Origin of the sequence: Rhodococcus sp. DMF-1 (assembly GCF_021441945.1) — a bacterium.
GTDB classification, from domain to species: domain Bacteria; phylum Actinomycetota; class Actinomycetes; order Mycobacteriales; family Mycobacteriaceae; genus Rhodococcus; species Rhodococcus ruber.
In genome coordinates, this window is record NZ_CP090442.1 from 4629156 (window position 1) to 4655253 (window position 26098).

Consider the following 26098-nt stretch of genomic DNA (forward strand, 5'->3'; position numbering starts at 1 on the left):
GAGGCGCAGGCTGCGTCGCCGGGACACGGACACAACTACACCGACCTGATGCCCTACGCCTGGGTCGCGGTCGCAACGCCGCAGGGATGGAGCGAAACCGACACCGAGCGTATCGCTCGCGCTGCGGCGGCGTCACCACAGAAGCGCTGAGAACACCGCGCGCCGGCCACCACACCCCCGAACAGTCCCTCGGTCGGGAAACGGACCGCACCTTCTCGGTGTGATAGGCGCCCAACTACGCTACTTAGCCTCAATGCACCGATCGGCTGATGTTGTCGTCGTGACTTCCTTTGCGCGCCTTCGGGAAGAGTGTGGAGATAGCTGACCGCCCGACCGCTCGTGTCGGGTTGTTCCACTGGATCTTTCGTGTCGTAGACGGGCAAGGACGAGCCGGTTAGCTGACGATCGGCCGGTTTCGCCCGAACACCGTGTCGAACAGGGTGTTCCACGCCGGTTCCCACGGCCAGCTCCGGGGTAGATGCAACGTCAACCGGCGTGCCGACGACGCGATACGTGCGGGAACCGACACGATGGTCCGCCGGATACTGCCTGTGGTCGCCTTGATCAGCTTCGGATCGCCGGTGACGGCGGCCGCGGCGCGGGTGAGGTTGAAGGCCATCACCGCGCAGACCAACCATGCAGCATTGGCGGTGAACCGAGACGACGGCAGGTGAGCGAGCGCGGAGTTCTTCAGGTCCGCGTGGACCTGCTCGATGATCGCGTGATGGCGGTGGAGCTTGTCGGCGGCGACGGTATCGAGATCGGTGGGGTCGGTGGTGGTGAAGAAGGCATGGAACCGCCAGACGTCGAACAACTCGCCTTGTCCCTGGTCTTCTTCGGCCGCAGGTCAGGGATACGCCGTACGATCAACCGACCCGGAACCCGGCGGGCCTTCTTCTTCGAGGCGAACGCGGTGAACGGTATCTCCGCGACGTCGGCTGCCGAGATCCATCGTTCGGTGTCGTGGTCGTAGACCGCGTTGGTGTATTCGATCGGGGTCCACGCATCGTCGTCGATCGAGGCGATCGCGGTCTTGATAGGCGTGGTCAGGCGGACGGTGACCGAGACGTCGGCTCCGCCGCGCAGCGCAGCCGAGATGGTGGGATATCCGTAGAACGCCGAGTCGGCCCGCGCCAGCGGTGCCGGTGCGGCTGGCGCTGTGGTTCCCGCTGCTGGGTCGGTCGCTCGGCGCAGGTGCGCGACGGTGGACAGGGTGTCGGCGATCATCCGGGCTGCTCCACGCGCTGATCCGCAGGACCCTTTGCGTAGGCGTTGTCCGACGATCACCGGGGCTGCGGTGTCGGTGGTGACCGTGGTGATCAGCGCGTTCAGTCCGCGGACCCCGGAGTAGCCGTATCCGGAACCCTGTTTGCCGTGCCCGTGCACTTCGATGATCGAATCGTCGATGTCGACCAGCATCCGTCCGGTGTCGAAACCCGAGGCCAGTGGGGTATCGGTGGTCAGGGCGCACAGGAATCGGGAGGCGACGGCATCGAGTTGCCGGACGTGTCCGAAGGCGAAGGTGCGCAGGAACGACCCCAGCGTCGAGGGCGCGTACGGGCGGTCGAACAGTGTTCCCATCGCCCCGTGTCGTAGCAGGGCCATGTCGGCGATACTGTCAGCGCCGGCGACCATGCCCGCGACCAACGATCCGATCTTGGCTCCGGGGTGGGCGCCTTTGTCGGTGGGCAGGCTCAGATGCTGCTCGGTGAGGGTGAGCAGGCCGCCACTACGGGCCAAGGCCATGATCGGGACCAGTCCGGCGGTCGACACGAGATTCGCATCGTCGAACCTCGCGGCGGTGACGGGGCGGGTGTGAGAGAGTTGCATCTGCGAGATGCCCTTCGTGGTGGCCGAATTGTTTCTGTGAGAAGTTCAATTCTTTCACTACGACAGGGCATTTCGTTGTTACGACGCGCTGGTTATCTCCGCCGGTTCGGTGCATCCAGGCTTAGTAGCATGACAAGGGATAACCGCTGAACGAGGAACCCATAGCCGGGGAGCCCCGTCCGGGGCGATGGACGGATGGCGGATGTTGCAAGGAGAACTATGCAGGGACTGGGGGGGCTCGAAGCCGAGGTGATGAACGAACTGTGGTCCACCGACGAACCACAGTCGGTGCACGACCTCGTGGAGCGCCTGCGCGACCGCAAGCAGTTCGCCTACACCACGATCTTGACCGTGGTGACCCACCTCCATGAAAAGGGTTGGGTGCAGCGGGTGAAACGTAGCCGCGCCTACTTCTACTCGCCCACCTGTAGCCGAGAGGAAGCCACTTCCCAGGCGTTGCGGGCGTTGCTCGACGGCAGCGCCGACTCCAGTGCCGTGCTGTTGCATTTCGCTAAGACGGTAACCGATCGGGAGTTCGACGCTCTGCGTCGAGGCCGGACGCGTAGGACGCCCAATCGATGACTTTGGCCGTAATTCTGCTCCTCGGTGCCGTTCTGATCGCGGTAGCGTCACCGAGGCTGCTTCAACGCCTGACCGACACACCCTTGCCGCCGGGGCTGGCGCTGGCAGCGTGGCTGGGCAGCATCGGCGGCACGCTGTTCTTTGGCACGTCGGCGGTCGTCGTTTCCCTCTGGCCCGACCATGCCCCCGCCGAAGCGACCGTCGAGGCACTGGTGTGGTGTTTGTCGGTTGTCTCTCACGCCGCGGCGCCATGGATCACCGAGGCGCTCGCCGGCATCGGAACTCTCGCTCTGGTTGCCGCGGTAGTCCGCACGACTGCGATAGGCCGGCGATACACGCGGGCGCAGGCACGGGTGCGTGACTACCACCGTGAGGTCGTGGCCATCGTTGCTCGATCACGGGGCGACGACGTGATGTGGCTCGATCATCCGATGCCCTTGGCCTACAGCGTCAGCGGTCGGCCCGGCTTCGTGGTGGCTACCGAAGGATTGTCCAACTGTCTGAGCACCGGCGAACGCGACGCTGTGCTCGCGCACGAGCGCGCTCACCTACTGGGCCGGCACCATCGCATCGTCAGTGCGTGCGACATTCTCGCCGCGGTGTTTCCCTACGTACCCCTCTTCGGTGCGGCCCCAACTGCCGTGAAGACTCTCGTCGAACTCACTGCGGATCAGCACGCGGCCCGGATCACCAGCGTTCCCACGGTACGGGCCGCGTTGACTGCGGTGTCGGCGTCCTCTTTGCCCCGCCCCGCTGGGACGTTGGGATTGAGCAACGACACGTCACTGCGGCTGCGGAAGTTGCGGACTACCGGTCGGGCACGCTGGCCGCGACTGTCATGCGCGGCCATCGTCGCCGTCTCGATGCTGGGGCCCGCCGTCACCGTTCTCGCGGGCGCCACCGTTGCGTCCGCCGTCGCGTGTGTGGCCTGAGAAGGATCCCCCAGGGCCTACCCTGCAGCGGTAGTTCCTCTCTGTAGCGGTGGCGCCCACCGGGCTCGCGACGCGTCGTCCTCTCCGCAGATCCTGGATCCACAGGTTCTTGGCCCGGAGCGCGGTGTTCGAGCCGGAGCACGGCTGCTTCGCCTGCGGGCGATCCCACGACGCCGGCTCAGCACTCGAGCCTCTTGTCTACCCACCCAACGGAGTGGTCGACTAAATCTTCGACCATGCGCGCGCGGGAATGCACTGAACGCCGACACCACCGCCTTGGCGTGGCCCCTCAAAGGACCGATCTTGGGGAATCCGCGGCCAACTGGTCGGGATCGGACTGGACGAAGATCGTGCGAAACACCGCGGTGACCATGTCGGACTGCGACGTTGTCGACGGCACGTGTGCCAGCGCCATCACGCACGACATGCACCTGGCACCGGTGACGCCTCGCCCCTGCGGCCAGACCATTGACGAAACCCACCCTTGGGAAGCGGCGCCGCAATGCGGCGGCCACGTCGGCATGCTGGTCGCCGATCACCAATCGGGCACGGACAGGCTGCGTCTGTTCAGCGAAGCGAGGAAGCTGCGCCGGAACACCTCATCTCCAGGGTCTCCGACGCCGGGGCCTGAGCTGCCACCCGCGTGCGGGGACTCGTACCTCACGTGCGCCCTCGGTGGCGATCCCCGGAGCGACCAGGACACCACATCGAGGTCACCCGAGAGGAGGCGCCTGCGTACGCCCCGCCACGGGACGTTAACGGACTGGAGAATTGTCGAGGACGGACGCCGCGGCGCTGCGTCACCGCTATCGCTCCCGCGGCCACCCATGCATTCAAAATGAGTGCTCGAGGTCTCCTCAGGGTCGGTATGACCGTTTCGGAGCGCCCCAAATCACGGCAGCGTCCTCGACGCACTAGAGACACGCGTGAACTACACGCGCGCCAGGTCCGCCTCGGCGACTCCGCGTGCTGCGAGCCACTGGATCGGATCGACCTTCATCCCGTTCGAATCCGTGGTTTCGAAATGCAGATGCGGGCCGGTGGATTGACCTCGGTTTCCGACGGTGGCGATCTGCTCGCCGGCCTGCACCTGTTGGCCGACCGCGACCAAGGTCTCGTTGATGTGCCCGTACGTGGTGGTCGATCCGTCGTCGTGGCGGATCTGGACCCATAAGCCGAACCCGGAGGCCGGGCCGGAGTTGATCACGGTGCCGGCCGCGGCCGCGTACACCGGTGTGCCGATGTTGTTGGCGATGTCGAGGCCGGCGTGGGTGGTGCCCCATCGGGGGCCGAAAGGAGAGGTCAAGGTCCCCGAGACGGGTGCCACTGCGAGCGGCTGGGGCGACGTCGGCGGGGCCATGACGGCGAGCGGGGGTACGTTCCACGGGGCGGCCGGAGCCGGTGCGGGTGAGGGGGCGGGATCCGGGGCCGGCTGGGGGGTCGGGACCTGGCTCGCCTCCGGGGCAGGAGTTGGATCCGGGGTAGGGAGTGTGGGGAGGAGGTGTTGGGCGGCGGCGAGTTGGTCGAGTGCCGCATCGACTTCGGGCAGGGCGGTCAGCGCGGCCATGTCTGCAGGGAGGGGAGCGGCAGCGTGGACGTCGTTGTTCACCTGGGTGGGGTGCGCACCGGCCACCGCAGGAGAAGCAAACTGGGAACCCACCGTCAGCAGCGTTCCGGTGGCCACTGCCGAGGCCCACACGGTCGTGTGCGTCTCACGTGCTGCTTGTACCCGGTGGCGACCGCTCCGCCCTGACGACTGTGACCGAAAAGTCACAGTCGTGTCACGGATGCGTCGGTCCCGGTCCGGCGCGGAAAGATGGTGTCGCCCCACTTAACTACTCCTGACATGCGTTTTCTCTCCGGCGCCCGTAGGGAGCCGGTAACTGAAGATAACGAAAAGATATACGACGAGTACGGAAAAAACTACCTCGTTTAGTAGTTCATCGGGTGTGAGGCCGACGACGGACCAGTAGAGAGGGCAAAGCAGCGAGGGAGAACAATGCTTCCGGTCCAGCGCCCAGGCGGGTGGCCCAAGTCAGTTCGGTGTTCAGCGGGAGCTTTCCGACGAGGGTGTCGGCGGTGAACATCGCGCTGTGCTCGACGACAGTGCCGTCGGGGATGATCAAGGCGCTGACTCCGGTGGTGGCCGCGACGATCACGGAGCGGCCGTGCTCGACGGCGCGCACCCGCGACATGGCCAATTGCTGATAGGTCATCTCGGTGCGCCCGAATGTGGCGTTGTTGGTGGGGACGGTGATCAATTGAGCTCCGGCGCGCACCGACTCGGCGACCGCATCGTCGAAGGCGACTTCATAGCAGGTGGCCACCGCGACGGGCACACCGTTGAGATCGATGCGGCCGGTGCCGTCTCCCGCAACGAAGTTGCCGGCTCGAGCCGAGGCCGGCCACAACCGTTCGATTACCGGGCGCAGCGGAAGATACTCACCGAACGGCACCAGGCGGCGTTTGAGGTGCTGCTGGCCGGGGCCGGTGGTCGGATCCCACACCAGTGCGCTGTTGCCGCTGGTGCCGTCACCGTTGTCGAGGACGGCGCCGACGAGGACCGGCACACCGATCGCCGCGGTGGCCCGGTCGAGCCCGGCGCGGGCATCACGGTTGCGTAGTGGATCGATGTCCGAGGAGTTCTCCGGCCATATCACCAGATCGGGACGCGGGAGTCGTCCTGCTGCCACCTCGGCGGCGAGCCGTTCGGTGGCCGCAAGGTGATTGTCGAGTACAGCGCGCCGTTGGGCATTGAAGTCCAGCCCCGTCCGAGGGACATTGCCCTGCACTGCGGCGACGGTGACCGGCGGGCCCGGTGCGGCCACCGAGCCGATCACCGCGGCCGGGGGTGACAATGCCAGCGGTACCCCGGCGAGCGCGGCCATGGAAAGCCCTGCGCGGCGCCGCCGGACTCGCAGGAAGACCCCGGCAGCTGCGGCGGCAGTACCGGTCAGTGCCACAGCGAAACTCATTCCCGGCGCGCCCACGAACGATGCCAGAGACAGGAAAGGGCCCTCGGCCTGACCGAAAGCAAGCCGTCCCCAGGGAAATCCACCGAAGGGCACTCGTGCGCGCACCGCCTCGGTGACCACCCAGGCTCCGGCGATGGACAGCGGCGCCCCTGGGCGAGAACTGAGCGCCGCGGCGAGTGCCCCGAACCCGCCGACGGCCAGCGCCTGGACGGCGGCAAGCGCCACCCACGGCACTGCTCCGACGTAGACCCCCACCCACGGCAGCAACGGCAGGAAGAACCCGAGGCCGGCAAGGTAGCCGTAGCCGAATCCGGCACGTAGGCTGCGGCGCGTCACCGTTGCGGTCAGTACGGCGATCCCGGCCGGAGCCAGCCACCACCATCCGGTGCGGGGAGGGAAACTGGCGTACAGCAGCAGCCCCGCAAGCGCCGCGGCAGCACAGCGCAGCAGGCGTGGTGACCACATCTCCCGTCGGCTCGGCCACGGTCCGGTGTCGGCAGTGGTGCCTGTCACGGCGAGGGTCATATGGTCCTTTGCGGCGAGAGGCCGATGCGTCTGCCGGGGTCGGGGTGGGCAGGGTCAGTTCAGCCCGGCGTAGGAGTGCAGGCCGGAGACGACCATGTTGATGACGAACAGGTTGAACAGCATCGCTACGAAACCGGCGATGTTGATCCATGCGGCGCGGGTTTCGCGCCAGCCGGCGGTGGCGCGGGCGTGCAGGTACGCGGCGTAGATCACCCAGGCGATGAACGAGACGGTTTCTTTCGGGTCCCAGCCCCAGAATCGGCCCCAGGCGGCCTCGGCCCAGATCGCCCCGAGGATGACCCCGGCGCCGAACAGCGGGAAGGCGAAGATCGTGGTGCGGTAGGCCAGGCGGTCGAGGGCGCGGGCGTCGGGCAGGCGCGCCGTCATCGTCGCCAGCCGGCTCCCGGGGCGGTGTTCGGCGCGCAGCGCCAGCAGAAACAACATGCTGGCCACCCCCGAGACGAGGAACACCCCGCTCGAGACGGACACCACCGACACGTGGATCGGCAGCCAGAACGACTGCAACGCCGGCACCACCGGGGCGGCGTCGGCGTAGAGCACGGTGCCGGCGACGAACAGCAGCACCAGCACCGGGAGCAACGCGAACATCCACACCACCCGCAGCGCCGGGCGGCGCAGCACGATCAGACCGGCGAGCACCCCGATCGCACAAGTGACGGTGACGAACTCGTACATGTTGCCCCAGGGGAAACGGGCGGTGGCCAGCCCGCGCAGCACCATCGACCCCACGTGCAGGATCCAGGCGACCACGAGCACGCTGATGCCCATCCGGCCGAGCCGGTCCGACAGCTCGCGCCCGGTCGGCGTGATCACCCGGCCGGGCCCGGGGGCTGCCGGGGGGACAGCTGCGGCGGGGACGAGGGTGGGGTCGGTGCGGCGGGTGCGGACCGCGGCGAATTCGGCGACGAACAGCACCAGGGCCAGCAGGTAGACGGCGAAGGCGGCCTCGAAGCTCAGGTCGGAGTAACGGGCGAGGGTGTCGTCGATCGGCATGGCTCTAGCGGTCCTTTTTCGCAGCAGGTGATGCCCCGGTCCCGGGGGCCAGGCGTCGGCAGATATCGGTGAATTCCGGTCCCCAGCCGGCGTGGTCGGTGCGGGCCAGCCCGCCGAGTTCGACGGCGGTGCCGCGGCCGGCGGGGCGCAGCCGCACCCAGATCCGGCGGCGTTTGATCACCAGTGAGGCCACCAGCCCGCCCATCATGGTGATCGCGAAGACCAGCACCCAGTTCTGGGCAGGGTCGTGGGAGACCTGCAGGTAGGCGAATTCCTCGGCGCCGTCGAACCGGACGGTGGTGCCGTCGGTGAGGGTGGTGTGTTCTCCGGGTCGCAGGTTGACCCGGGCCTGTTTGACCAGTCGGCCTTGGTTGATCATCTCGGCGTTGAGCGAGAAGATCGACTGGGGAATGCCGGTGTCGAGGCCGGTGTCGCCCTTGTAGATGTCGACGGCCACTGCGGGATCGCGCATGTCGGGGAACACCGAGGTGAGCAGGGTGCCGTTGAACGCGGCGGTGGGAGCGAACAATCCTTCGATCGCGATCTGGTTGCGGCGACGCTCGTCCGGATCCGGATAGGTGCCGCCGGGCGGGTCGAAGCGCAGCGCTCCGCTGCTGAGGAACGTGGTGGCGTCTTCGGGGGCGAACTGCAGTGTCTCGGTGCGTTGTTGCCCGTCGGGGAAGGTCACGGTGAACCGGGGGGCGTAACCGTGACCGGTGAGATACACCCGTTCGTCGCCCAGCCGCAGCGGCTCGTTGACCCGCACTTGGTACCGCTGCCAGCGGTCGGTGCCGATGTCCGTGCCGGTCTGGTAGGACAGCGTGGAGGTGAACATTTCGGCTTGCCCGTTGTCGAGGTAGTCGGCGGAAAAATCTTCGACCTTGAGGCAGAACGGATCGAGTCCGGTGCCGTCGGTGGCGGCTCCGGCGCGGAACGAGTCGTACACCGCCGGGGAGGTGTTGCACAATCCCGGCCCGCCGTCGGCGATGACGATCACCGACCCCTCGTACCCGAACAGCCGACCGGTGGCCACCGCCACCAGCAGCCCGACCAGCGAGAAGTGGAAGACCAGGTTGCCGGCTTCGCGCAGATACCCTTTTTCCGCGGATACCGCCTGTACCGCGCCGGGCTCGGTGCGGGTGGTCAGACGCCAGCCTCGCAGCAGGTCGTGGACCCGGTCGAGGGACTCCTCGACCGGCGCGTCGAGCAGCCCCTGGTGGTGATGCGGCAATCGCGACAGGTTGCGCGGTGCAGGTACCGGGGCGCTGCGCACAGCGCGCAGATGCTCGCGCAGCCGGGGGATCAGGCAGCCGATGAGCGAAACCATCAGCAGGGCGTAGACGGCGGTGAACCAGAAGCTGGCGAACACGTCGAACGCTTCGAGCCGGTCCAGGACGGGGCCGAGGACCGGACGCGCGGCGATGTACTCGTCGACCTTGCCGGCGTTGAGGCTTCGCTGGGGCAGCAACGCCCCGGGGACGGCAGCGAGGGCGAGCAGGAACAGCAACACTAAAGCGGTGCGCATGGAGGTGAGCTGACGCCATAGGTTGCGTGCCGTGGCGACGGCTCGGCGCAGCGGTGAGGGTTCCGGCGGCGGTGACGGCTTCGAGGCCGGAGCACGGTCGGTGACGGTCATATCGGCAGCACCACGTCAGTGACGAACTCGTCGCGGATCCAGGCGATGAACATCTCCCAGACTCCGGTCATCAAGGCGAATCCGACCACCACGAGCAGCATGCCCCCGGCGATCTGGATATTGCGGGAGTTGCGGCGCAGCCATCCCACCCCACGCAGGGCGGAAGAGGAGCCGAAGGCCAGCGCGACGAACGGCAATCCCAACCCCAGGCAGTAGGCGATGATCAGCACCACGCCACGGGCGGCGGTGGTGCCTTCGGTGCCGGCGGCCACCGAGAGCACCCCGGCCAGCGTCGGGCCCAGGCACGGTGTCCAGCCGAGGGCGAACACTCCACCCAGCAAGGAGCTCCTGCCAGCGAGGAGATCTGCCGCGGGGCGAAACGCAGATTCTTCTGCAAGGCGGGGACCCACCCGAGGAAGGTCAACCCCATGACCACGGTGACGGCGCCACCGATGCGTTGAAGCAGTTCCTGGTTGACGCGCAACGCCCCGATCACCCCGAAGACCGACGCCGTGGCCAGGACGAACACCACGGTGAACCCGGCGACGAACAACAACGCGGCACCGGTGACCCGCCACCGTCCGGCGGCGCGGACACGCGTATCGCCCGCCGTGACCGTCGGTGCTTCCGCCCCCGAGACCGCGGCCAGGTACGACAAGTACCCGGGCACGAGCGGAATACAGCACGGCGAAGCGAAGGAGACCAGACCGGCCAGCGCCGCCGCCGCCAGCGCGAACACGAGCGGCCCGGTGGCGGCGACCGTCTGGAAGCTGGTGCCCAGTTCTTGCGCCAGGACGATCATGACTCCGCCGCCACTCGCTCGATGACCGGCTGCAGATCCTCGGTCAGCAGCGCCCGCAGGAACACCGCGGCGACCCGATGCTGCCGGTCGAGAACGAGGGTGGAGGGGATGACGCTCGTGGGGAAGTTCCCCCCCAGGGCGATCAGGGTGCGCATCGGCGGATCGTAGATGGACGGGTAGGAGACGTTGTTGTCGATCACGAAGTCCTGTGCCTTGTCACGTTGAGGATCGCGGACGTTGATGCCGAGAAACTGCACCCCCAGAGCCCGGGTGGCGGCGTAGGCGCGTTCGAGATCGTCGGCTTCGCTGCGGCACGGGGCGCACCACTGGCCCCACAGATTGAGCACCACCACCTGGCCGGCATAGTCGGCCAAATCCACGGTGACACCGTCGGCCATCAGATCCGGGCCGGAGAGCGGCCCGAGGGTGCCGCGGGCGGACGGCGGGTCGTAGAAGATATCGGTCTGGCCGCCGGGGGCGACGAAATCGAAGGTGCCGCCCTGGGCGACGGCGTCGGTTCCGGTGCCACAGGCACCGGCCCCCAGCAGCACCATCACGGCGAGGACCGCCCGTGCCAGCAGTCGACACCCCAGTCGACCAGTCGGCGTCGCGCCCCTCCTCACGGCAGCCAGTTGACGGCGGCACGGAGCCGGTCCGAGCGCATCGTAGGAGTGGCGATCCGGTCCCCCCCGAACCGTCCCGCCGCCGGAGCAAGGTCGGAGGCAGCCCGGGTAGGCAGGCAAGAGCATTCTGCGCCCGGTCGTCGGTCTCGAGGAACGAGGGATAGCCGATGCACAGGTCGGTCGTCGGCGTCGCGGCGGAAGCCACGGGATCCGGCACGTTGACCCCGATCGCGCGCACCGCGCCGGTCTCGTGAGCGTAGGCTTTGAACAGGGGAATCCTCTCCCGGCACGGTCCGTACCACGACGCCCCCCGGGCGAGCAGTGCCGGCGCCCCGGTCATGGCGGCACCGACATCGACCGGCCGCTCCGGACTCCGGCACCGCACCGTTGTGTCCGCTCCAGGGCGCGCGGTGCCGACGCCGGCGCCGGTCGGACAGGACGGTGGTGCGCCCGGACCGGGCAGGGCCCTGCCAGCCGGGCTGGAGAGTGCGGCTACGGTCGTGGGCGGTAGGCCGGAATCCGCTGGGGGTCTGTCGTCGTCTTCCCGTCAGGCCACAACGGCCCACGAGCCCGGCGATGACGAGCGGACACGCGATCGACCGCGCAGCTCTGGTAGACATGTGGGCCCCTTCCGTTGTCGTCCGGTCGAAATACTACGCGACATAGTATTTACCGGCCGATTGGCCGGGCTCAGCTGCGGCTCGACGGCCATTTTCCTTGTGGGTCGGTTTCCCTGGGTCGGGGTATGCCGCGCCCGGGCCGACCTGCACCTGATCACCAGGCGTCATCATGGTGCTTCTCTGATCCACGCGACAGAATGGAACGTACCGCTACCTTCTTCGGTGGTCCCGCACCGCGGGGCGACGGTCGCTAAGTTCGGTATGACTTCTTGCCCCTGTCTCTCGAATGATCCGGGGGTGGTGTCACCGAACCTGGTGACGTCGATGAACCGCAGGTAGACCTCCGATTACCTGACAGATCTCGCCGACCACCAGCGGGCCGGTGTGCGGGAATCAGGATCTCGCCTGCACACACTCGACTGGTGATAGGGATACATTCCGACGTGCGCTGTTGCCGGGCGGGGTCAAGGTCAGAGACAGGCGCAGCTGTCGGTTCCAGTTGAAGACTGAGCAGGTATTCCGGGGCGATCTGCTCGTTTTTCGGCCGGACCCGACAGCAGCGGATCTTGCCGGCGTCGTCGCGGTGCCGTGTTCATGCGGACGACAGTCAGGCGAGGCTGAATCGAGGCGGACCCGGCCGGGAAGGCTTCGTCAGCCGGACAGCTCTACTTCCAGGTCCACGGGTTGTCCTGGGCGGGATCATCGGACTGTTCCATCCCCGCGGATCAGCAGGAAGTAGGTGTGATAAGCACCAACCCGAGCCGGAAGCCGGTCTTCCCGGGGTAGGGCTGGGAGATGATGTGGGCGCGTTCGAGGTGCCGCCAGGGATTGGTGTTGTTGGCAGCGCGGCGGGCGGCGGTCATTTCCGCGGTGTAGGCGCTGCGCAGGTGTTCAGCCATTCGGCTCACGGCACGTCGTCCTTGCTGGCGGATTCGAGGAGTAGGGCACCGATGACGAGGACTGCGCCGCAGGTGATGAAGGTGTCGGCGAGGTTGAAGGTGGCAAACCATCCGGTATAGAAGTAGTCGGTCACCTTGCCGTCGAGGAGTCGGTCGATGACGTTCGCGGTGGCGCCGGCGACGATCGCGGCGAGTCCGACGGTCTGGATCGGTCGGCCGTCAGGTGCGGTGCGCCAGGCGAACACGCTGATCGCTGCGGTGACGGCTGCGGTGACCGTGAGAACGACCGCGGTGGGGAGTTGGTCACCGAGACTGAACGCGACCCCGGTGTTGTAGGTCAGCTGCAGTTGCAGCAGGCCGAGGTCGACGGTGCGACCTCCGGACAGGGCTTCGTGTGCAATCGGACCGACGACCATCGCTGCCGCCGCCAGGATGACGGCGACCGTGACGAGGGTGCGGCGGCCGTGACGCCATCCCGCCGGGGAGGTCGAGACAGGGACCTCAGCGGACGTCATGACCGGGCTCCGGCGAGCGGTTCGCGCGCGATCGCCGAGGGTGTCGCCGCGGTGAGGGTTCGGGCGCGCCCGGCCCGGACGCCGTTGGCGATGACGACGATCTCGGCGACTTCGTGGACGAGGACGACGGCGGCCAGGCCGAGAACACCGAACAGGGCCAGCGGCATCAAGACGGTGATGATCGCCAGGGACAGGCCGACGTTCTGCAGCATGATCGTCCGGGACCGGCGCGCGTGATGCAGTGCTTGAGGCAGGTGGCGCAGGTCCTCGCCCATCAGGGCGACGTCGGCGGTTTCGATGGCGACGTCGGTTCCCATCGCACCCATCGCGATTCCGAGGTCCGCGGTGGCGAGGGCCGGCGCGTCGTTGACGCCGTCGCCGACCATCGCGGTCGGACGAGCAGTCCGGAGGGTTCCGACGATGCGGGCCTTGTCCTCCGGGCGCAGGTCGGCGTGCACCTCGTCGATGCCGACGTCGGTGGCCAGGGCGCGGGCGGTGCGGTCGTTGTCGCCGGTGAGCATCGCGACGTGGTAGCCGTCGCGGCGCAGGCCCGCGATCACCTCGCGCGCCTCGGGGCGGAGTTCGTCGCGGACGGCGACCGCTCCGATGACGGTGCCGGCGCGTTCGATCAGGACCGCGGTGGCGCCGGCGTGCTGCATCCGCTCGATATCGGCGGCGAGCACAGCGGGGTCGATCCAGCCGGGTCGGCCGAGCCGGACCGGTGTGCCGTCGATGTGGCCGGTCAGTCCGGCACCGGTCACGGCCTCGACCTCATCCGCGGGCACGTAGTGGTCGACGGCAGCGAGGATCGCTCGGGCCAGCGGGTGTTCGCTGCGCGCCTCCAATGCGGCGGCCACTGCGAGGACGTCTTCGCGTGTGGTGCCGTTCGCGGTGGCGACGTCGATCACGACGGGCTGATTACGGGTGAGGGTGCCGGTCTTGTCCAACGCGACGGCGCGGATGCGGCCGAGCGCTTCGAGCGCGGCACCGCCCTTGACCAGGACACCGAGCTTGGACGCGGCGCCGATTGCGGCGACGACCGTGACGGGGATCGCGATCGCCAGCGCGCACGGTGAGGCTGCGACGAGCACCACGAGGGCGCGTTCGATCCACACCCGCGGGTCCCCGGCCAGGCTGCCGACGGCGGCGATGATCGCGGCCGCCACCATGACGGCCGGGACAAGAGGTTTGGCGATCTTGTCGGCCAGACGCTGTGCCTCGCCCTTGCGGGACTGCTCGGCCTCGACGATCCGCACGATCTTGGCCAGCGAGTTGTCCTGCGCGCCAGCGGTGACCTCGATCTCGAGGACCCCGGTGCCGTTGATCGACCCGGCGAACACCTCGTCACCGGGCCCGGCTTCGACGGGCACCGACTCGCCGGTGATCGCGGAGGTGTCCAGGGCGGTTCGGCCGGTGCGAATGATGCCGTCGGTAGCGATCCGTTCCCCGGGCTTGACGATCATGATCTCGCCGAGAGCGAGTTCCGCCGGGGCCACAGTCTCCTCGCGGCCGCCGCGGAGCACCGTGGCGGTGTCTGGGACCAGGGACAACAGGGCGCGCAGGCCACGGCGGGTGCGGGTGACCGCGTACTCCTCGAGTCCCTCGCTGATCGCGAACAGGAACGCGAGCATGGCAGCCTCGCCGACCTCGCCGAGTATCACCGCCCCGACCGCCGCGATCGTCATCAGCGTGCCGACACCGATCTTGCCCTTGGCCAGCCGCGTGAGTGTCGACGGGACGAACGTGTAGCCGGCCACGATCAGCGCCGCTATCTCGAGGCCTAATCCGAGGGCATCGGCTCCGCCAGCAACTCGGACGATCAGGGCCGCGACGAGCAGCACACCGGCCGCGGCGGCGGCCCGGATCTCGGTGACCTGCCACAGCTTTTCGGGCTCGCGTTCCTCCTCACCCTCAGGACGGGGCTCGTCGTGGCCGCAACCACACGCGTCGCTCATGCCGTCACCCCCGCATCAGCGTCAGTGCCATAGTTCGGGCACAACGCGACCGCGTTCCCGGTCGCGGCCAGCAGCGTCTCCGCGGCCGCGAGCAGGTCCATCAACTCCGGCCGGGCCAGCGAGTAGAACACCTGCCGGCCCTGCGGGCGGCCCTCGACAAGATTGCAGTCTCGAAGGCACGCCACGTGTGCCGACACCGTCGACTGCGCCAACCCCAACTCGCCAACCAGATCCGCCACCCGCGCCTCACCTTCAGCGATGCGGCGCACGATCGCCAACCGGGTTCCGTCCGAGAGGCTGTGGAACAACGCGACCGCCGCATCGAGATTCGGGATTGCCGCGCTCGATGAGGCTCTGGTCGCACAACAGTCCGCATTGATCGTCATGCCGCGATGATAGCGGGTTACGACGATTATACGGAATTACCTGGGAGGGTGTGCTGTTTGACGATCCTCAGACAGCACACCCCACCCCCACCAGGCACCCGATCGCGTCCTGCGGAATCCGGTGTGGACTTGATCGCTTTGTGGCGGTCTTCTGTGGCTACTTCTTGGCGGCGACGTACCAATCGGGCGTTCTGGCCGGAAGAATTAGAGCGAGTCGGCGACTCACGGGTGCGTGGTGGGGTTTGCGTCGGTTTTGTCAGAGTCCGAATGCTCCGCCGCTGATCAGGATGAAGGCGCCCAGGCCGATCAGGACAGTCGGGAACAGGATATGTTCCCAGCGCTCTAGGACTTCGGCGATCGGTCGGCGGGTGGCGACGAACTTGGCCAGGCCCACCAGTCCCGCCACCAGCACCAGGAACACGATGCAGTAGGCAACTACGGCTCCCGTGCCCACGTTGAGAAAGACGGGGACGTAGACGCCGATGTTGTCGCCGCCGTTGGCGAAGGTTACGCCGGCCACGGTCCATACTGCGACGTTCTTGCCCTCGATCTTTGCGTCGTCGTCATCATCGTCCCCGCGCCAGGCCTGCCACGCGGCCCGCAGTCCCAAGCCCAGTGGGATCAGTCCGAAGTAAGGGATGGCCCCCGGGGGCAGGAAGGCTCCCGCGCCCAGGGAGACGAGCACTGCGGCGCCGAGGATGCCGACGAAGCCAAGATACTGGCCGGCCAGAATGCGTGCGGTGGTGCCGCGTTGGCCTGCTCCGCGGGCGAAAAACAGCGACAGGACGATGATGTCGTCGATATTGGTGGCAATGAACAGGCCGATCGCCTGCAGGGCCGAGGACAGGATCACGCCTGCACCTTCGTGGCGTGACAACCCGGCACTGAGCAGTCGGGCTCCAAGCAGGGGGCGTTTTCGTTGACCGCGAGGGTGACCTCGACCAAGGAGGATAGCGACCGCGCCAAGTGCGGGTCTGCGATCTCGTACCGGGTCTGGCGGCCTTCGGGCACTGCGGCAACGATCCCGCAGTCGCGCAGGCATGCCAGATGGTTCGACACGTTCGACCGTGTCAGCTCCAAATCGCGGGCCAGCTCCGCCGGGTAGGCCGGCTGCTGCAGCAAGGTCAGCAGTATCCGGGACCGCGTCGGGTCGGCCATCGCCCGCCCTAACCGGTTCATCACATCCACACGAGAAACAATAGTCAGCACTTACTGAACTATACAGCGTCTGCTGAACTGTTGGGACAGCGCCTTAAAAACCTAAAGATTTATGAGACATCAGGTGGAGGCTGAAATTCGAGATCGCTTCATGGGTCAATGGACACATTTTTCGTCTCTCGAAGTCGTCTCACTGCAAAGTGTCGCAGGGTGGTGCTCGGCAGGGGTTTGTGAGGCACAATCGGGTCATGAGGCTGTTGGGGTACACCCGCGTGAGTACCGCGAGTCAGGACGCGCAGTTGCAGTTGGATGCACTCGTGGATTCCGGGGTGCAGAAGCGGGATGTGTTTGCGGATGTGACCTCGGGTAGCCGGACCGCGATCGAGCGCCCCGGGATGAAGCGGCTATTGGACTACGTCGAGCCCGGCGACACGGTCGTGGTATGGCGCATCGATCGGCTCGGCCGTTCCCTGATCGATGTCCTCAACACTGTGAACCTGCTTCGGGACAAGGGCGTCAAGATCCAGTCTCTCTCGGACGGCATCGACCCGGAGACCACTTCCGGCCGGCTGATGCTGGGCATGCTCGCAACGCTGGCCGAGTACGAGCGCGAGCTCATCACCGAGCGAGTCAATGCCGGCATCGCTGCGGCGAAGCAGAGCGGCACCCGCTTCGGTCGTCCACCTGTTGACCCAGCGGTGATTGCCGAAAAACTCGACATCGCCCGAGACGCCAGAGCCAAGGGCCGCACAGCCGAAGAGGCCGCCCGGCTGGTCGGGTGGTCCCGCGCCACTCTCTACCGGCACCAACAAGCTGCCCGCGACCGCGACACGGTCTCCCAGCAGGTGTGACGTGGACGGGCCGCAGCGGTGGCGCATCCTGCGACTTCACGTCGAGGACGGCATCTCGCTGACGGCCTTGGCCCGCGACACCGGTACCGGGCTGCGCACCCTGCAACGCTGGCACCAGCTCTACAAGACCGGCGGCATCGCGGCGTTGGAGCCGCGGCCACGGCGCGACACGGGATCTCGACGTACTCCGGCGGAACTGGTCACGTTCCTCGAGCACCTCGCGCTCACCCGCCCACGCCCGAGTACCGCTACTTTGCATCGGCTCACCGTGACCGAAGCGGGGCGCTTGGGTTTGGCGGCCCCGAGTTATGCCACGGTCCGCGCCATCGTCCTCGCTTTGGACCCGGCCCTGGTGACGCTTGCTCTGGAGGGGCCGGCAGCATATCGGGACCGGTACGAACTGGTGTTCCGCCATCGTGCCGAACGCCCGAATACGACGTGGCAAGCCGATCACACCGAACTCGACATCCTCATCACTGGCGCCAGTGGCACCGCCGAGCGGCCCTGGCTGACGGTGGTGATGGACGACTACTCCCGCGCTGTCTGCGGATACATGGTTTTCACCGGGGCGCCCTCGGCGATGAACACCGCGCCGGCGCTACGACAGGCGATCTGGCGCAAGACTGATCCGGCCTGGGCGATGTGCGGGCTACCTGACGTCCTCTATATCGACCACGGCAGCGACTTCACCAGCCACCACCTCGAGTACACCGCGATCGCACTGAAGATCCGCCTCATCTTCTCGACCGTCGGACGACCGCAAGGCCGAGGCAAGATTGAGCGATTCTTCGGCACAGTCAACACCGAACTCCTGGCCACCCTGCCAGGACACCTGGCGCCCGGGGCAAAGGCGCCGCAACCATCGTTGGACCTACCTGCGCTCGATCAAGAAATCGCCAGTTTCATCGCCACCTACAACGAGCGGACTCACCGGGAGATCGGCACGAGCCCGAAGAAGGCGTGGATTGGTGATGGCTGGTTGCCGCGCATGCCCGAATCCCTCGATGAACTCGACGGACTACTGCTGACGGTGCCCAAACACCGCACCGTGCAGCGTGACGGAATCCATTTCCAAGGCCACCGCTACCGCTCATCGACCCTGGCACCGTTCGTTGGGCGCCCCGTCACGATCCGATACGACCCGCGCGATGTCTCCGAGATCCGCGTCTACGACCACGACACCTTCGTCTGCGTCGCCATCGACGAGGCCCACCCGAACGAGAGACTGAGCCTGCGCGAGATCGAGACAGCACGCCGTGCCCGCCGCCAGAAACTGCGTAAAGACATCAACGACCGCATCCCCCGTATCGCCGATCGTGAAGAACCCCGCACCACTGCGCCCGTTGCCCGCCGATCGAAGCTGCGAACCTACGAAGAGGATGAATGATGACCAAGGACTTCATCGTCACCAAGGAACACCGCCGCTTTAGAGAGTTCGCGAACGCCGTGCGCAAAGAACACACGATCGGCATCTGCCACGGCGATGCTGGCATCGGCAAGACCCTCTCGGCACGCCGCTACGCCCACTGGGACACCCTGGGCGCATACATCGACGAATGGGGTCCCCGCACCGAAGACGACGCGAAGCACCACGCCACAGCAAACCGGACCCGCACAGTGTTCTACACCCCCGAAGTCCTGCCCCGGCATAAACAGCTCATGGCCGAGATCGAGCACCTACGCATCAGAGTCGGGATCTGTGTCGACGAACATCAACGCAGTATCGGCAAGGCCACCGGCGCTCGCACCGGTGACGTGACCAGGTGGGTCGAACTATTAATCATCGACGAAGCCGAACGCCTGACCCCGACTGCGCTCGAACTACTCCGCGATCACCACGATCGCCACCAACTGGCAATCGTCCTCATCGGTATGCCTGGCATCGATCAGCGTTTCCGCCACTACCCGCAGCTCTACTCTCGCCTCGGATTCTCACACCGCTACCGGGCACTCGGCCGAGAAGAACTGCTCTTCGTCCTCGACCGCCACTGGAAACGCCTCGGCCGCACCCTCGACCCTGACGACTTCACCGACGCTCAAGCTATCGCCGCGATCGAACGCATCACCCGGGGCAACTTCCGACTCCTCGAACGCCTCTTCCCGCAGATCGCCCGAGTGCTCAAGATCAACCAACTCGAGACCATCACCGACGACGTCATAGAATCCGCCGCTAGCATCCTCGTGATCGGAAACTAACGCCCCCGAGCGATCACAGAAAACCGCCACACAGCGCTCAAACCCACAACGATGTTTCAAAACTCATGTCGGAAACCGATGGTTCAAAACATCTGACCGCGACGAGTTATGGAACACTGATCGCTGTGAACGAACTTTTGGGCTATGCCAGGGTCTCGACCCTCGAACAGAACCCCGACGCTCAGGTGGACGCTCTCAGCGCCGCCGGGTGCTCGAGGGTCTGGATCGACAAGGCCAGCGGGGCGACCACCTCTAGACCCGAGCTATCCGATCTGTTCTCACACCTGCGCGCCGGCGACACCCTCGTCGTCTGGAGACTCGACCGACTCGGTCGGTCTCTGCCGCATCTGCTTGAGACCGTGCAACAGCTCGAAGAACGCGGCATCGCCTTCCGTTCCCTGACCGAACAGATCGACACCAGCACCCCAGGTGGCCGTTTGATCTTCGCTATCTTCGGCGCCCTCGCGGAGTTCGAACGCAACCTTATCCGCGAACGCACCCAGGTCGGTCTCGCTGCCGCTCGCGCCCGCGGCCGAACCGGTGGCCGGCCCCCGAAGATGACTCCCAACAAAATCCGCCAGGCCAAGAAGATGCGTGACAGCGGCATGAGCCAACTAGAGATCGCCGAGATCCTCGGCGTCGGCCGCACCACGCTGTACCGGTATCTGACGGATAAGAGGTCAGCTTGAGTACCGAAGTCTGGGATTCTGTTGCGGCGGGTCTGGGCGCGGGTGCAGCGGGCGCGACGGTGCTATCTGCTGTCTGGGGTATGGGTCAGCTGACCCGAAAGCAGTGGGACCGCACTATCGGTCGTCGACGGGCTCAGTCCCGGATACTGGATCAGCTCGCCTGCGGTAGCTCGCTTGAGTTTGTTGAATCACTGCTGGGACTACCGCAATTCCTGGAAAAGATCGATGGCAGGGAACAGCGCATCTACCGGCTGGCTGGAAGCTGGGTAGTTGTCGAACTCTACGAACGGGCTATGCTGTCTTTCTCGATCACCATCACAGACCCCCGCATGTATCACTCCACGGAGCGACTCTCCTTCGGTCAACTACACGTTCGGCTCGGCCGAAGTGACTTTGCGGACGTATCCCATCACCCGTCGGGCGAGCGGATGTGGGTGGGAGCCCGTCGGCACGGCTACCTCCAGCACCACTACTTCGGCAACCCGGGTGGCTACCAGGACTATTGGCTTTCCCACAACATGTGTGGCGCTACCACAGGACCACTCGGAAACTTCTGGAGAAATGCGTACACCGGAACCTACGCCACTCACCGCAGCCCGAGCCCCCAGGTCAGATTCCAGGACAATATGCCGACGGAGGCTCGGTCAATCGTCATCAATGACGAGGCTCGGGGAAAATCCCCAGCTGTGCTCGACGAAAGTCCCCACCTGTGAGCGGTGTTCACTGTAGCGGTTGCCGGGTGCCGGTGGTGGCTTTGCGGAGGTTCTCCGAACGTGCGTGATGGTCTCGCAGCCGGTAGGAATCACCGTCGAGGTTGAGCACCACCGACCGATGCAGGAGCCGGTCGAGCATGGCGGCGGCAACGGTCGTGTCGCCGAGGACCTCACCCCATTCCCCGACCCCACGGTTGGTGGTCATGACGATCGAGGTCTTCAGATAGCGTTGCGCAACAACCTGAAACAACGCCGATGCGGCCTCCCCGGGTAACGGCAGATAACCGAGTTCGTCGATGACCAACAGGGTCGGGCCGGCGAAGAACCGCATCGTCGTCGCCCACCGACCCTCGATCGCGGCGCGATGACAGCGAGCGGCGAGGTCGGCCGCGGTGGTGAAATAGGTGCGATACCCGGCATGGACCGCAGCACGGGCCAATCCCACCGACAGGTGGGTCTTCCCGACCCCGGGCGGGCCGATGAGCAGCACATTCGTCGCCGTTTCCAGGAACCGGCAGGTCCCGAGTTCGGCGATGAGCGGTCGGTCGAGGTTCGGGGCGGCATCGAAGTCGAAGTCCTCCAGCGAGGCCGGCGTGGGCAGGCAGGCGAACCGCAGCCGGCCCGCCAGACGGCGCACCTCGGTGGCGTCGACCTCGATCGCCAGCAACTGCTCGAGGGTGGCGGTCATCGACAGGTTGTTCTTCTGGGCCCGGTCGAGCACCGCCGGTAGCGCTTCGGCGGCGTCGTGCAGTTTGAGCACGGCCAGATGCCCGCGCAACCGCTGATAGAGACTGGCGGCTTCGCTGGTGGCCGGTGCCGGGATCGGGTCCGGCGGGGTAGATGCGGTGCTCATGCCAGGGTGTTCCTTCCGCGGGCGGCCCGTTCGTAGGTCGACAGGTCGATCACCGTCGAGGCGGCCGGGACCGGGGTCGGTTCGCTGTCACCGGACGATGAGGTGGTGGTCTCGTCGCTGGTGCGGAGCTTGCGTGCTGCAGCGATCGCCTCGGGTCCCGGTGGGATCCGTTCCTTGCGGCGGTGCGGACGGCCACCGGTGCCGGCGGCGGCCATCGCCACCTGTTCGAGGGCGAGCACGTGCCCGTGGTCGCGGACCATCACTCCGGCTCCGTCCGGCGCCAGGCGGTGTCGAGCGATGGTGATCTGCGAGGTGGTGACGATGTCGATGACCTCCGATCCCAGCACCCGGGTGACGGTGACCTGCGCCGACGCCAACTCCGGTGGCACCGAATAGCGGTTGCCGCGATAGGACACCAACGCCTGCCGCGACACGACCCGGGACTCGGTGAGGATCGCCGGATACGGCACTGTCGGTGGCGGTGACAACGCTTCGGCAGCGGCGAGTGCGGCCACCGTGGTCCGCCCGTCGGCGGTGCGGCGGGGTCGGGTGTCGCTGCGCACCCGGCAGAACTCGTCCAGCCTCGTCTGCGCCTGCTCGACGGTGACGTCGTCGGGCAGGGTGCGCCACCACCGCCCAGCGGCAGTATGGTTGGCCTTCTCGACGACTCCTTTGCGGTTGCCGGCCCGGGGTGGGCAGATCGTCACCGTCACGCCGTAGTGTTTCGCGACCCCGGCGAAGCTGGCGGTCATCCGTCCGCTGTCGGGGTGGCAGACCGTGGCCATGCGGTCGAAGCGCCAGCTGCAGGTCAGCCCACCGAGGCCGCGGCAGATGCGGTCGAGACCGTCGACCAGATGCGGCTGGGTCATCGCCGGCGCCAGCATCCCGCGCCAACGCCCGGAATGCGCGAGCGAGCCGACCAGCAGATGCGCCATCGAACCCCACCCCCAGGATGCGGGTGGGTTCGGCAGATCGACCCAGTCCCACTGGGTTTCCTCACCGGGCGGGTGCTCGATCACCGCGTTCGGCCGGTCGGTGGCGCTCGCGCAGTGCTTGCACACCGGCCGGAGTTCGCGGTCGCGGATCTGCCGGGTCAGCGTCTGATACGACATGCGGTAGCCCAGCTCTTCGAGTTCGTCGCACAGGGTCCGCGCCCACAGGTGCGGATCTTCCCGCAGCCGGCAGGTGATGTAGTCGACGAACGGTTCGAAGGGGTCGGGTTCGGTGCGTGTGCGCACCCCAGGGGTGCGTTCGTTGTTCAGATAAGCCCGGATGGTCTTGCGGTCTCGGCCGGTGTGACGGGCGATCGCCGAGATCGTCCAGCCTCGATTGCGTAGGGCGTGTACTTCCACATCGTCCTCCCATGTCAGCATGAGAATGCGGTGCTAGCGGACATGCCAACCTCCCTGTAGACGGACACGTTCGTCCCTGCTGACGGACAGCTGATCTCCCTGTCGATGGACACAGGGGCCGGCGGTGTGTCGGTCCTGAACCAGACGCCCCTCCGGGGTTTTGCTCGAGGTCTTCGACCACCACCGAGCGACTCCCACCGGAGGGACGCATGAAGAAGTCTGACAGGGACATCATGGAAATACTCGAGGCCTACGACACCACCGGCAACGCGCACTCCGCAGCGCAACTGGCCGGCGTCGATCCGAAAACCGTCCGACGTTACGTCGCCGCCCGGGACGCCGGCATGCCGGTGACCGGCCCGTCGCGACGACCTCGCATCCTCGACGAGCACCTCCCCAAGATCGAGGAGTGGGTCGAGCGCAGCAAAGGCAAGGTCCGCGCCGACATCGTCCACCAGCGCCTCCTCGCCCTCGGCTTCGACGGCACCGAACGCACCACCCGCCGCGCCGTCGCCGATGCGAAAACCTCATGGCGGGCCGGACACCGCCGCACCTACCGACCCTGGATCACCGAACCGGGACTGTGGATGCAATTCGATTGGGGTCAGGGCCCGAAAGTGCCAGGTCCGGGCGGGATCCTGCGTTCGACGCTGTTGTTCTGCGCCTGGCTGGCGTGGTCACGCTACCGGGTGGTGATCCCCGTATGGGACCAGAGTTTGCCGACGTTGATCGCGTGCCTCGACGCCACGGTGCGTCGCTTCGGTGGGGTGCCGACCTACGCGTTGACCGACAACCCCCGCACCGTGAGCATCGATCACGTCGCCGGGATCCCGGTGCGGCACCCGCAGATCGTCGAGACCGGCCGGCACTATGGCATGGCCGTGCACACCTGCGTGCCCTTCGACCCGGAATCGAAGGGCGGCAGCGAAGCAACCGTCAAGATCGCCAAAGCGGACCTGGTGCCCACGGACGCGAACCTGCTGCCGGACTACGCCTCGTTCGCCGATCTCGAGGCCGCCTGCGACCGGTTCTGCGCCACCGTCAATGCCCGTCGGCACCGTGAGAGCGCCCGCATCCCCGGCGAGGCGCTGGCAGAGGAACGCGTCCGCCTGCACACCCTGCCGTCGGCCCCGCACACCCTGGCGTTGGGCACCACCCGCAGTGTCGGCACCGATCAGACGATCCGGTTCGGGTCGGTTCGCTATTCGACCCCGCCCGGGTTGGTGGGCACCGAAGTGTGGGTGCGCGCTGCCGGCACCGACCTGGTGATCGTCGCCGACCTGTCGGCGCTGCCCCGGGTTCCGGACTGGGCCGAGAACAGACGGGGTTTGAGTGAGGTTGCCCGGCATCTGCTTTCGACGCCGGGGAATCCGCGGATCGACCCGGCGCACTACCCGAACCATCCGCAGGAACCGGGCGGTGTCCCGAAGCCGCCGGCCCCGAAGGCCCGCTCTGCGGCCGAGGCCCGGTTCCTCGATCTCGGGCCCGGCGCGCACACCTGGCTGGTCGCCGCGTCGGCGGCCGGGGCGGTTCGGATCCGGGCGAAGATGGCCGCCGCGGTCGAGTTGGCCGCGTTCGTCGGCGCCGACACCGTCGATGCGGCGTTGGCGGTCGCGGCCGAGGCGGGCCGGTTCGCCGAGTCGGATCTGCCGGCGATCGTCGCGCACCACACCGCCACCACCGGCGACGCCGGGGTGGTCGTCGCCGACGAGGCCCATTCGGTCCAGCCCGGCACCGCCGCCTGGGCCGGATTCGGCACCACCACAGCGGCGGGAGCGAGCTGATGAACCACCAGCCTGCGCCGGCATTGCCGGACGATCTGGTCGCCGTGCTCAAACGGATGCGCCTGCCCTATCTACGCGCTGCCGCCCCGGAGGTGCTGGCCACCGCGAAGGCCCAGCGGTGGGATCCGACCGAGGTCCTCAAGGTGCTGCTCGACGAGGAGGTCCGCGGCCGCGACGAGGCAACGAAGGCGATGCGCCGCAAGAGCGCCGGATTACCGGCCGGGAAAACGTTTTCCTCGTGGCGCGAGGCGGATTCGTCGATCCCGGTCCCTACCCAAAGCGCCCTGGCGACCCTCGAATGGGTGCACCGCGTCGAGAACCTCGCGGTCAGCGGGCCGTCGGGGACCGGCAAGACCCACTTCGTCGAGGCGCTCGCGCATGCGGTGATCGACGCCGGGATGCGGGTGTCGTGGTTCACCCTCGAGTCGTTGACCGCGGCGATCGGACGCGCCGCGGTCGACGGGTCGATCGCCAAGACCATCACCCGCATCACCCGCGCCGAGTTGATCGTCGTCGACGACATCGGGATGTTGCCGTCCGGGCAGGCTGCCGCCGAGGCGTTCTATCGCCTCGTCGATGCCGCCTACGAGCGGCGCAGCCTGGCGATGACCAGCAACCTCCACCCGTCCGGGTTCGACACGATCATGCCGAAAACCCTCGCCACCGCCGCCGTCGACCGACTGCTGCACCACGCCCATGTGGTGATCACCGAGGGCACCTCGTTGCGACTGCAGGACGCCACCACCGGACGAGGGGTGATGCCGTTGACCTGACCCCCTATGCGGGAGATCAGCTGACCGCCGACAGGGAGATCAGCTGTCCGCGCACAGGGACACGACCTGTCCGCCTACGGGGATGTCCCACTGTCCCTTGACATGCGGGTCTCCTTCGACTGGCTGATGTGTGGTCAGAGACCATCAGCATCGGAGGAGACCCGCCCTCGTTGGCGGTGCCACACGGGTGGGGAATTTCGATGAGCGTTACTGGGGAATTTCAGCGAGCGCCGTCATCAACACGCTGACCGTGCTGGGGCCACAACGAAACATCGGGACGGACCCACAGTCACAGATCGGGACGGACCCACAGTCACAGATCGGGACGGACCCACTCCTGACACAGATGATGTCCCGAGATGTCCTGGGCCCCGATCATGACACGGTGCGATTAGCCATGGTTCATCGCCGCTAAGGGCCCCACCGACGCAGGTC

Annotated in this window: 22 protein-coding genes and 3 pseudogenes; 10 read left to right on the forward strand and 15 right to left on the reverse strand. The window is 66.9% G+C overall.

Features of this window, described 5'->3' with window-relative positions; genetic code table 11:
* Positions 1 to 150: pseudogene (locus LZP97_RS27520) on the forward strand (alpha/beta-hydrolase family protein); the annotation flags it as partial.
* A gap of 244 nt (positions 151 to 394) precedes the next feature.
* On the opposite strand, the pseudogene LZP97_RS21180 reads toward LZP97_RS27520, so the two are convergent.
* Positions 395 to 1830: pseudogene (locus tag LZP97_RS21180) on the reverse strand (IS1380 family transposase).
* Between the two features lie 219 nt (positions 1831 to 2049).
* On the opposite strand from LZP97_RS21180, the gene LZP97_RS21185 reads away from it, so the two are divergent.
* Entirely contained in the window at positions 2050 to 2412 is a 363-nt protein-coding gene (locus tag LZP97_RS21185; RefSeq protein WP_006946598.1) for a BlaI/MecI/CopY family transcriptional regulator, read from the forward strand.
* Positions 2409 to 3344 carry a M56 family metallopeptidase gene (locus tag LZP97_RS21190; RefSeq protein WP_006946599.1) on the forward strand — a complete coding sequence of 312 codons (936 nt, stop codon included), beginning with the start codon at positions 2409 to 2411 and terminating at the stop codon, positions 3342 to 3344. Before LZP97_RS21185 ends, LZP97_RS21190 begins: the two co-directional genes overlap by 4 nt.
* A gap of 931 nt (positions 3345 to 4275) precedes the next feature.
* On the opposite strand, the gene LZP97_RS21195 is transcribed toward LZP97_RS21190, so the two are convergent.
* From LZP97_RS21195 to cmtR, 12 genes and pseudogenes are all read right to left on the reverse strand, one after another.
* Positions 4276 to 5028 carry a M23 family metallopeptidase gene (locus tag LZP97_RS21195; RefSeq protein WP_040273277.1) on the reverse strand — a complete coding sequence of 251 codons (753 nt, stop codon included), beginning with the start codon at positions 5026 to 5028 and terminating at the stop codon, positions 4276 to 4278.
* Positions 5029 to 5284: 256 nt separating this feature from the next.
* Complete coding sequence (gene lnt, locus LZP97_RS21200) at positions 5285 to 6784, reverse strand: apolipoprotein N-acyltransferase (protein WP_040273286.1); 1500 nt, start codon at positions 6782 to 6784, stop codon at positions 5285 to 5287.
* 114 nt (positions 6785 to 6898) lie between these two features.
* Positions 6899 to 7858 (reverse strand): c-type cytochrome biogenesis protein CcsB, encoded by a 960-nt coding sequence (gene ccsB / locus LZP97_RS21205; protein WP_040269861.1) that lies wholly within the window; start codon positions 7856 to 7858, stop codon positions 6899 to 6901.
* A gap of 4 nt (positions 7859 to 7862) precedes the next feature.
* Positions 7863 to 9494 (reverse strand): cytochrome c biogenesis protein ResB, encoded by a 1632-nt coding sequence (resB, locus tag LZP97_RS21210; protein WP_006942279.1) that lies wholly within the window; start codon positions 9492 to 9494, stop codon positions 7863 to 7865.
* Positions 9491 to 10296: pseudogene (locus LZP97_RS21215) on the reverse strand (cytochrome c biogenesis CcdA family protein). The gene resB and the pseudogene LZP97_RS21215 overlap by 4 nt, the downstream one beginning before the upstream one ends.
* Positions 10293 to 10850 (reverse strand): TlpA disulfide reductase family protein, encoded by a 558-nt coding sequence (locus LZP97_RS21220; RefSeq protein ID WP_040273242.1) that lies wholly within the window; start codon positions 10848 to 10850, stop codon positions 10293 to 10295. The pseudogene LZP97_RS21215 and the gene LZP97_RS21220 overlap by 4 nt, the downstream one beginning before the upstream one ends.
* 1414 nt (positions 10851 to 12264) lie before the next feature.
* Entirely contained in the window at positions 12265 to 12438 is a 174-nt protein-coding gene (locus LZP97_RS21225; RefSeq protein ID WP_081637035.1) for a DUF3703 domain-containing protein, read from the reverse strand.
* A gap of 5 nt (positions 12439 to 12443) precedes the next feature.
* On the reverse strand, positions 12444 to 12953 hold the full coding sequence (gene lspA / locus LZP97_RS21230; protein ID WP_006943046.1) for a signal peptidase II: 510 nt from the start codon (positions 12951 to 12953) through the stop codon (positions 12444 to 12446).
* A complete protein-coding gene (locus LZP97_RS21235) occupies positions 12950 to 14908 on the reverse strand; it encodes a heavy metal translocating P-type ATPase (protein WP_006943047.1) in 1959 nt (652 codons plus the stop codon). The genes lspA and LZP97_RS21235 overlap by 4 nt, the downstream gene beginning before the upstream one ends.
* Complete coding sequence (locus LZP97_RS21240) at positions 14905 to 15294, reverse strand: ArsR/SmtB family transcription factor (RefSeq protein ID WP_081637036.1); 390 nt, start codon at positions 15292 to 15294, stop codon at positions 14905 to 14907. Before LZP97_RS21240 ends, LZP97_RS21235 begins: the two co-directional genes overlap by 4 nt.
* A 256-nt stretch (positions 15295 to 15550) precedes the next feature.
* Complete coding sequence (locus LZP97_RS21245; RefSeq protein WP_003939264.1) at positions 15551 to 16147, reverse strand: cadmium resistance transporter; 597 nt, start codon at positions 16145 to 16147, stop codon at positions 15551 to 15553.
* Complete coding sequence (gene cmtR / locus LZP97_RS21250; protein WP_234574912.1) at positions 16144 to 16503, reverse strand: Cd(II)/Pb(II)-sensing metalloregulatory transcriptional regulator CmtR; 360 nt, start codon at positions 16501 to 16503, stop codon at positions 16144 to 16146. The genes LZP97_RS21245 and cmtR overlap by 4 nt, the downstream gene beginning before the upstream one ends.
* 197 nt (positions 16504 to 16700) lie before the next feature.
* Here cmtR and LZP97_RS21255 point away from each other — a divergent pair, with 197 nt between their 5' ends.
* From LZP97_RS21255 to LZP97_RS21275, 5 genes are all read left to right on the forward strand, one after another.
* Complete coding sequence (locus LZP97_RS21255; RefSeq protein WP_003939266.1) at positions 16701 to 17303, forward strand: recombinase family protein; 603 nt, start codon at positions 16701 to 16703, stop codon at positions 17301 to 17303.
* A gap of 1 nt (position 17304) precedes the next feature.
* Positions 17305 to 18690, forward strand: coding sequence for a Mu transposase C-terminal domain-containing protein (locus LZP97_RS21260; protein ID WP_040273247.1), 1386 nt, complete (start codon positions 17305 to 17307; stop codon positions 18688 to 18690).
* Positions 18687 to 19499, forward strand: a complete 813-nt coding sequence (locus LZP97_RS21265; protein WP_225223587.1) for an AAA family ATPase — start codon at positions 18687 to 18689, stop codon at positions 19497 to 19499. The genes LZP97_RS21260 and LZP97_RS21265 overlap by 4 nt, the downstream gene beginning before the upstream one ends.
* A 125-nt stretch (positions 19500 to 19624) precedes the next feature.
* On the forward strand, positions 19625 to 20188 hold the full coding sequence (locus LZP97_RS21270; protein WP_006935278.1) for a recombinase family protein: 564 nt from the start codon (positions 19625 to 19627) through the stop codon (positions 20186 to 20188).
* Complete coding sequence (locus tag LZP97_RS21275; RefSeq protein WP_145961968.1) at positions 20185 to 20901, forward strand: ETEC_3214 domain-containing protein; 717 nt, start codon at positions 20185 to 20187, stop codon at positions 20899 to 20901. Before LZP97_RS21270 ends, LZP97_RS21275 begins: the two co-directional genes overlap by 4 nt.
* A gap of 7 nt (positions 20902 to 20908) precedes the next feature.
* On the opposite strand, the gene istB (LZP97_RS21280) is transcribed toward LZP97_RS21275, so the two are convergent.
* Complete coding sequence (gene istB, locus LZP97_RS21280; RefSeq protein ID WP_006935277.1) at positions 20909 to 21754, reverse strand: IS21-like element helper ATPase IstB; 846 nt, start codon at positions 21752 to 21754, stop codon at positions 20909 to 20911.
* Positions 21751 to 23127 carry a Mu transposase domain-containing protein gene (locus LZP97_RS21285; RefSeq protein WP_006935272.1) on the reverse strand — a complete coding sequence of 459 codons (1377 nt, stop codon included), beginning with the start codon at positions 23125 to 23127 and terminating at the stop codon, positions 21751 to 21753. Before LZP97_RS21285 ends, istB (LZP97_RS21280) begins: the two co-directional genes overlap by 4 nt.
* A gap of 188 nt (positions 23128 to 23315) precedes the next feature.
* Here LZP97_RS21285 and istA point away from each other — a divergent pair, with 188 nt between their 5' ends.
* Both istA and istB (LZP97_RS21295) read left to right on the forward strand, forming a co-directional pair.
* Complete coding sequence (gene istA, locus LZP97_RS21290; RefSeq protein WP_283159852.1) at positions 23316 to 24890, forward strand: IS21 family transposase; 1575 nt, start codon at positions 23316 to 23318, stop codon at positions 24888 to 24890.
* Complete coding sequence (istB, locus tag LZP97_RS21295) at positions 24890 to 25663, forward strand: IS21-like element helper ATPase IstB (protein ID WP_040273250.1); 774 nt, start codon at positions 24890 to 24892, stop codon at positions 25661 to 25663. Before istA ends, istB (LZP97_RS21295) begins: the two co-directional genes overlap by 1 nt.
* The last annotated feature ends 435 nt before the right edge of the window (positions 25664 to 26098 follow it).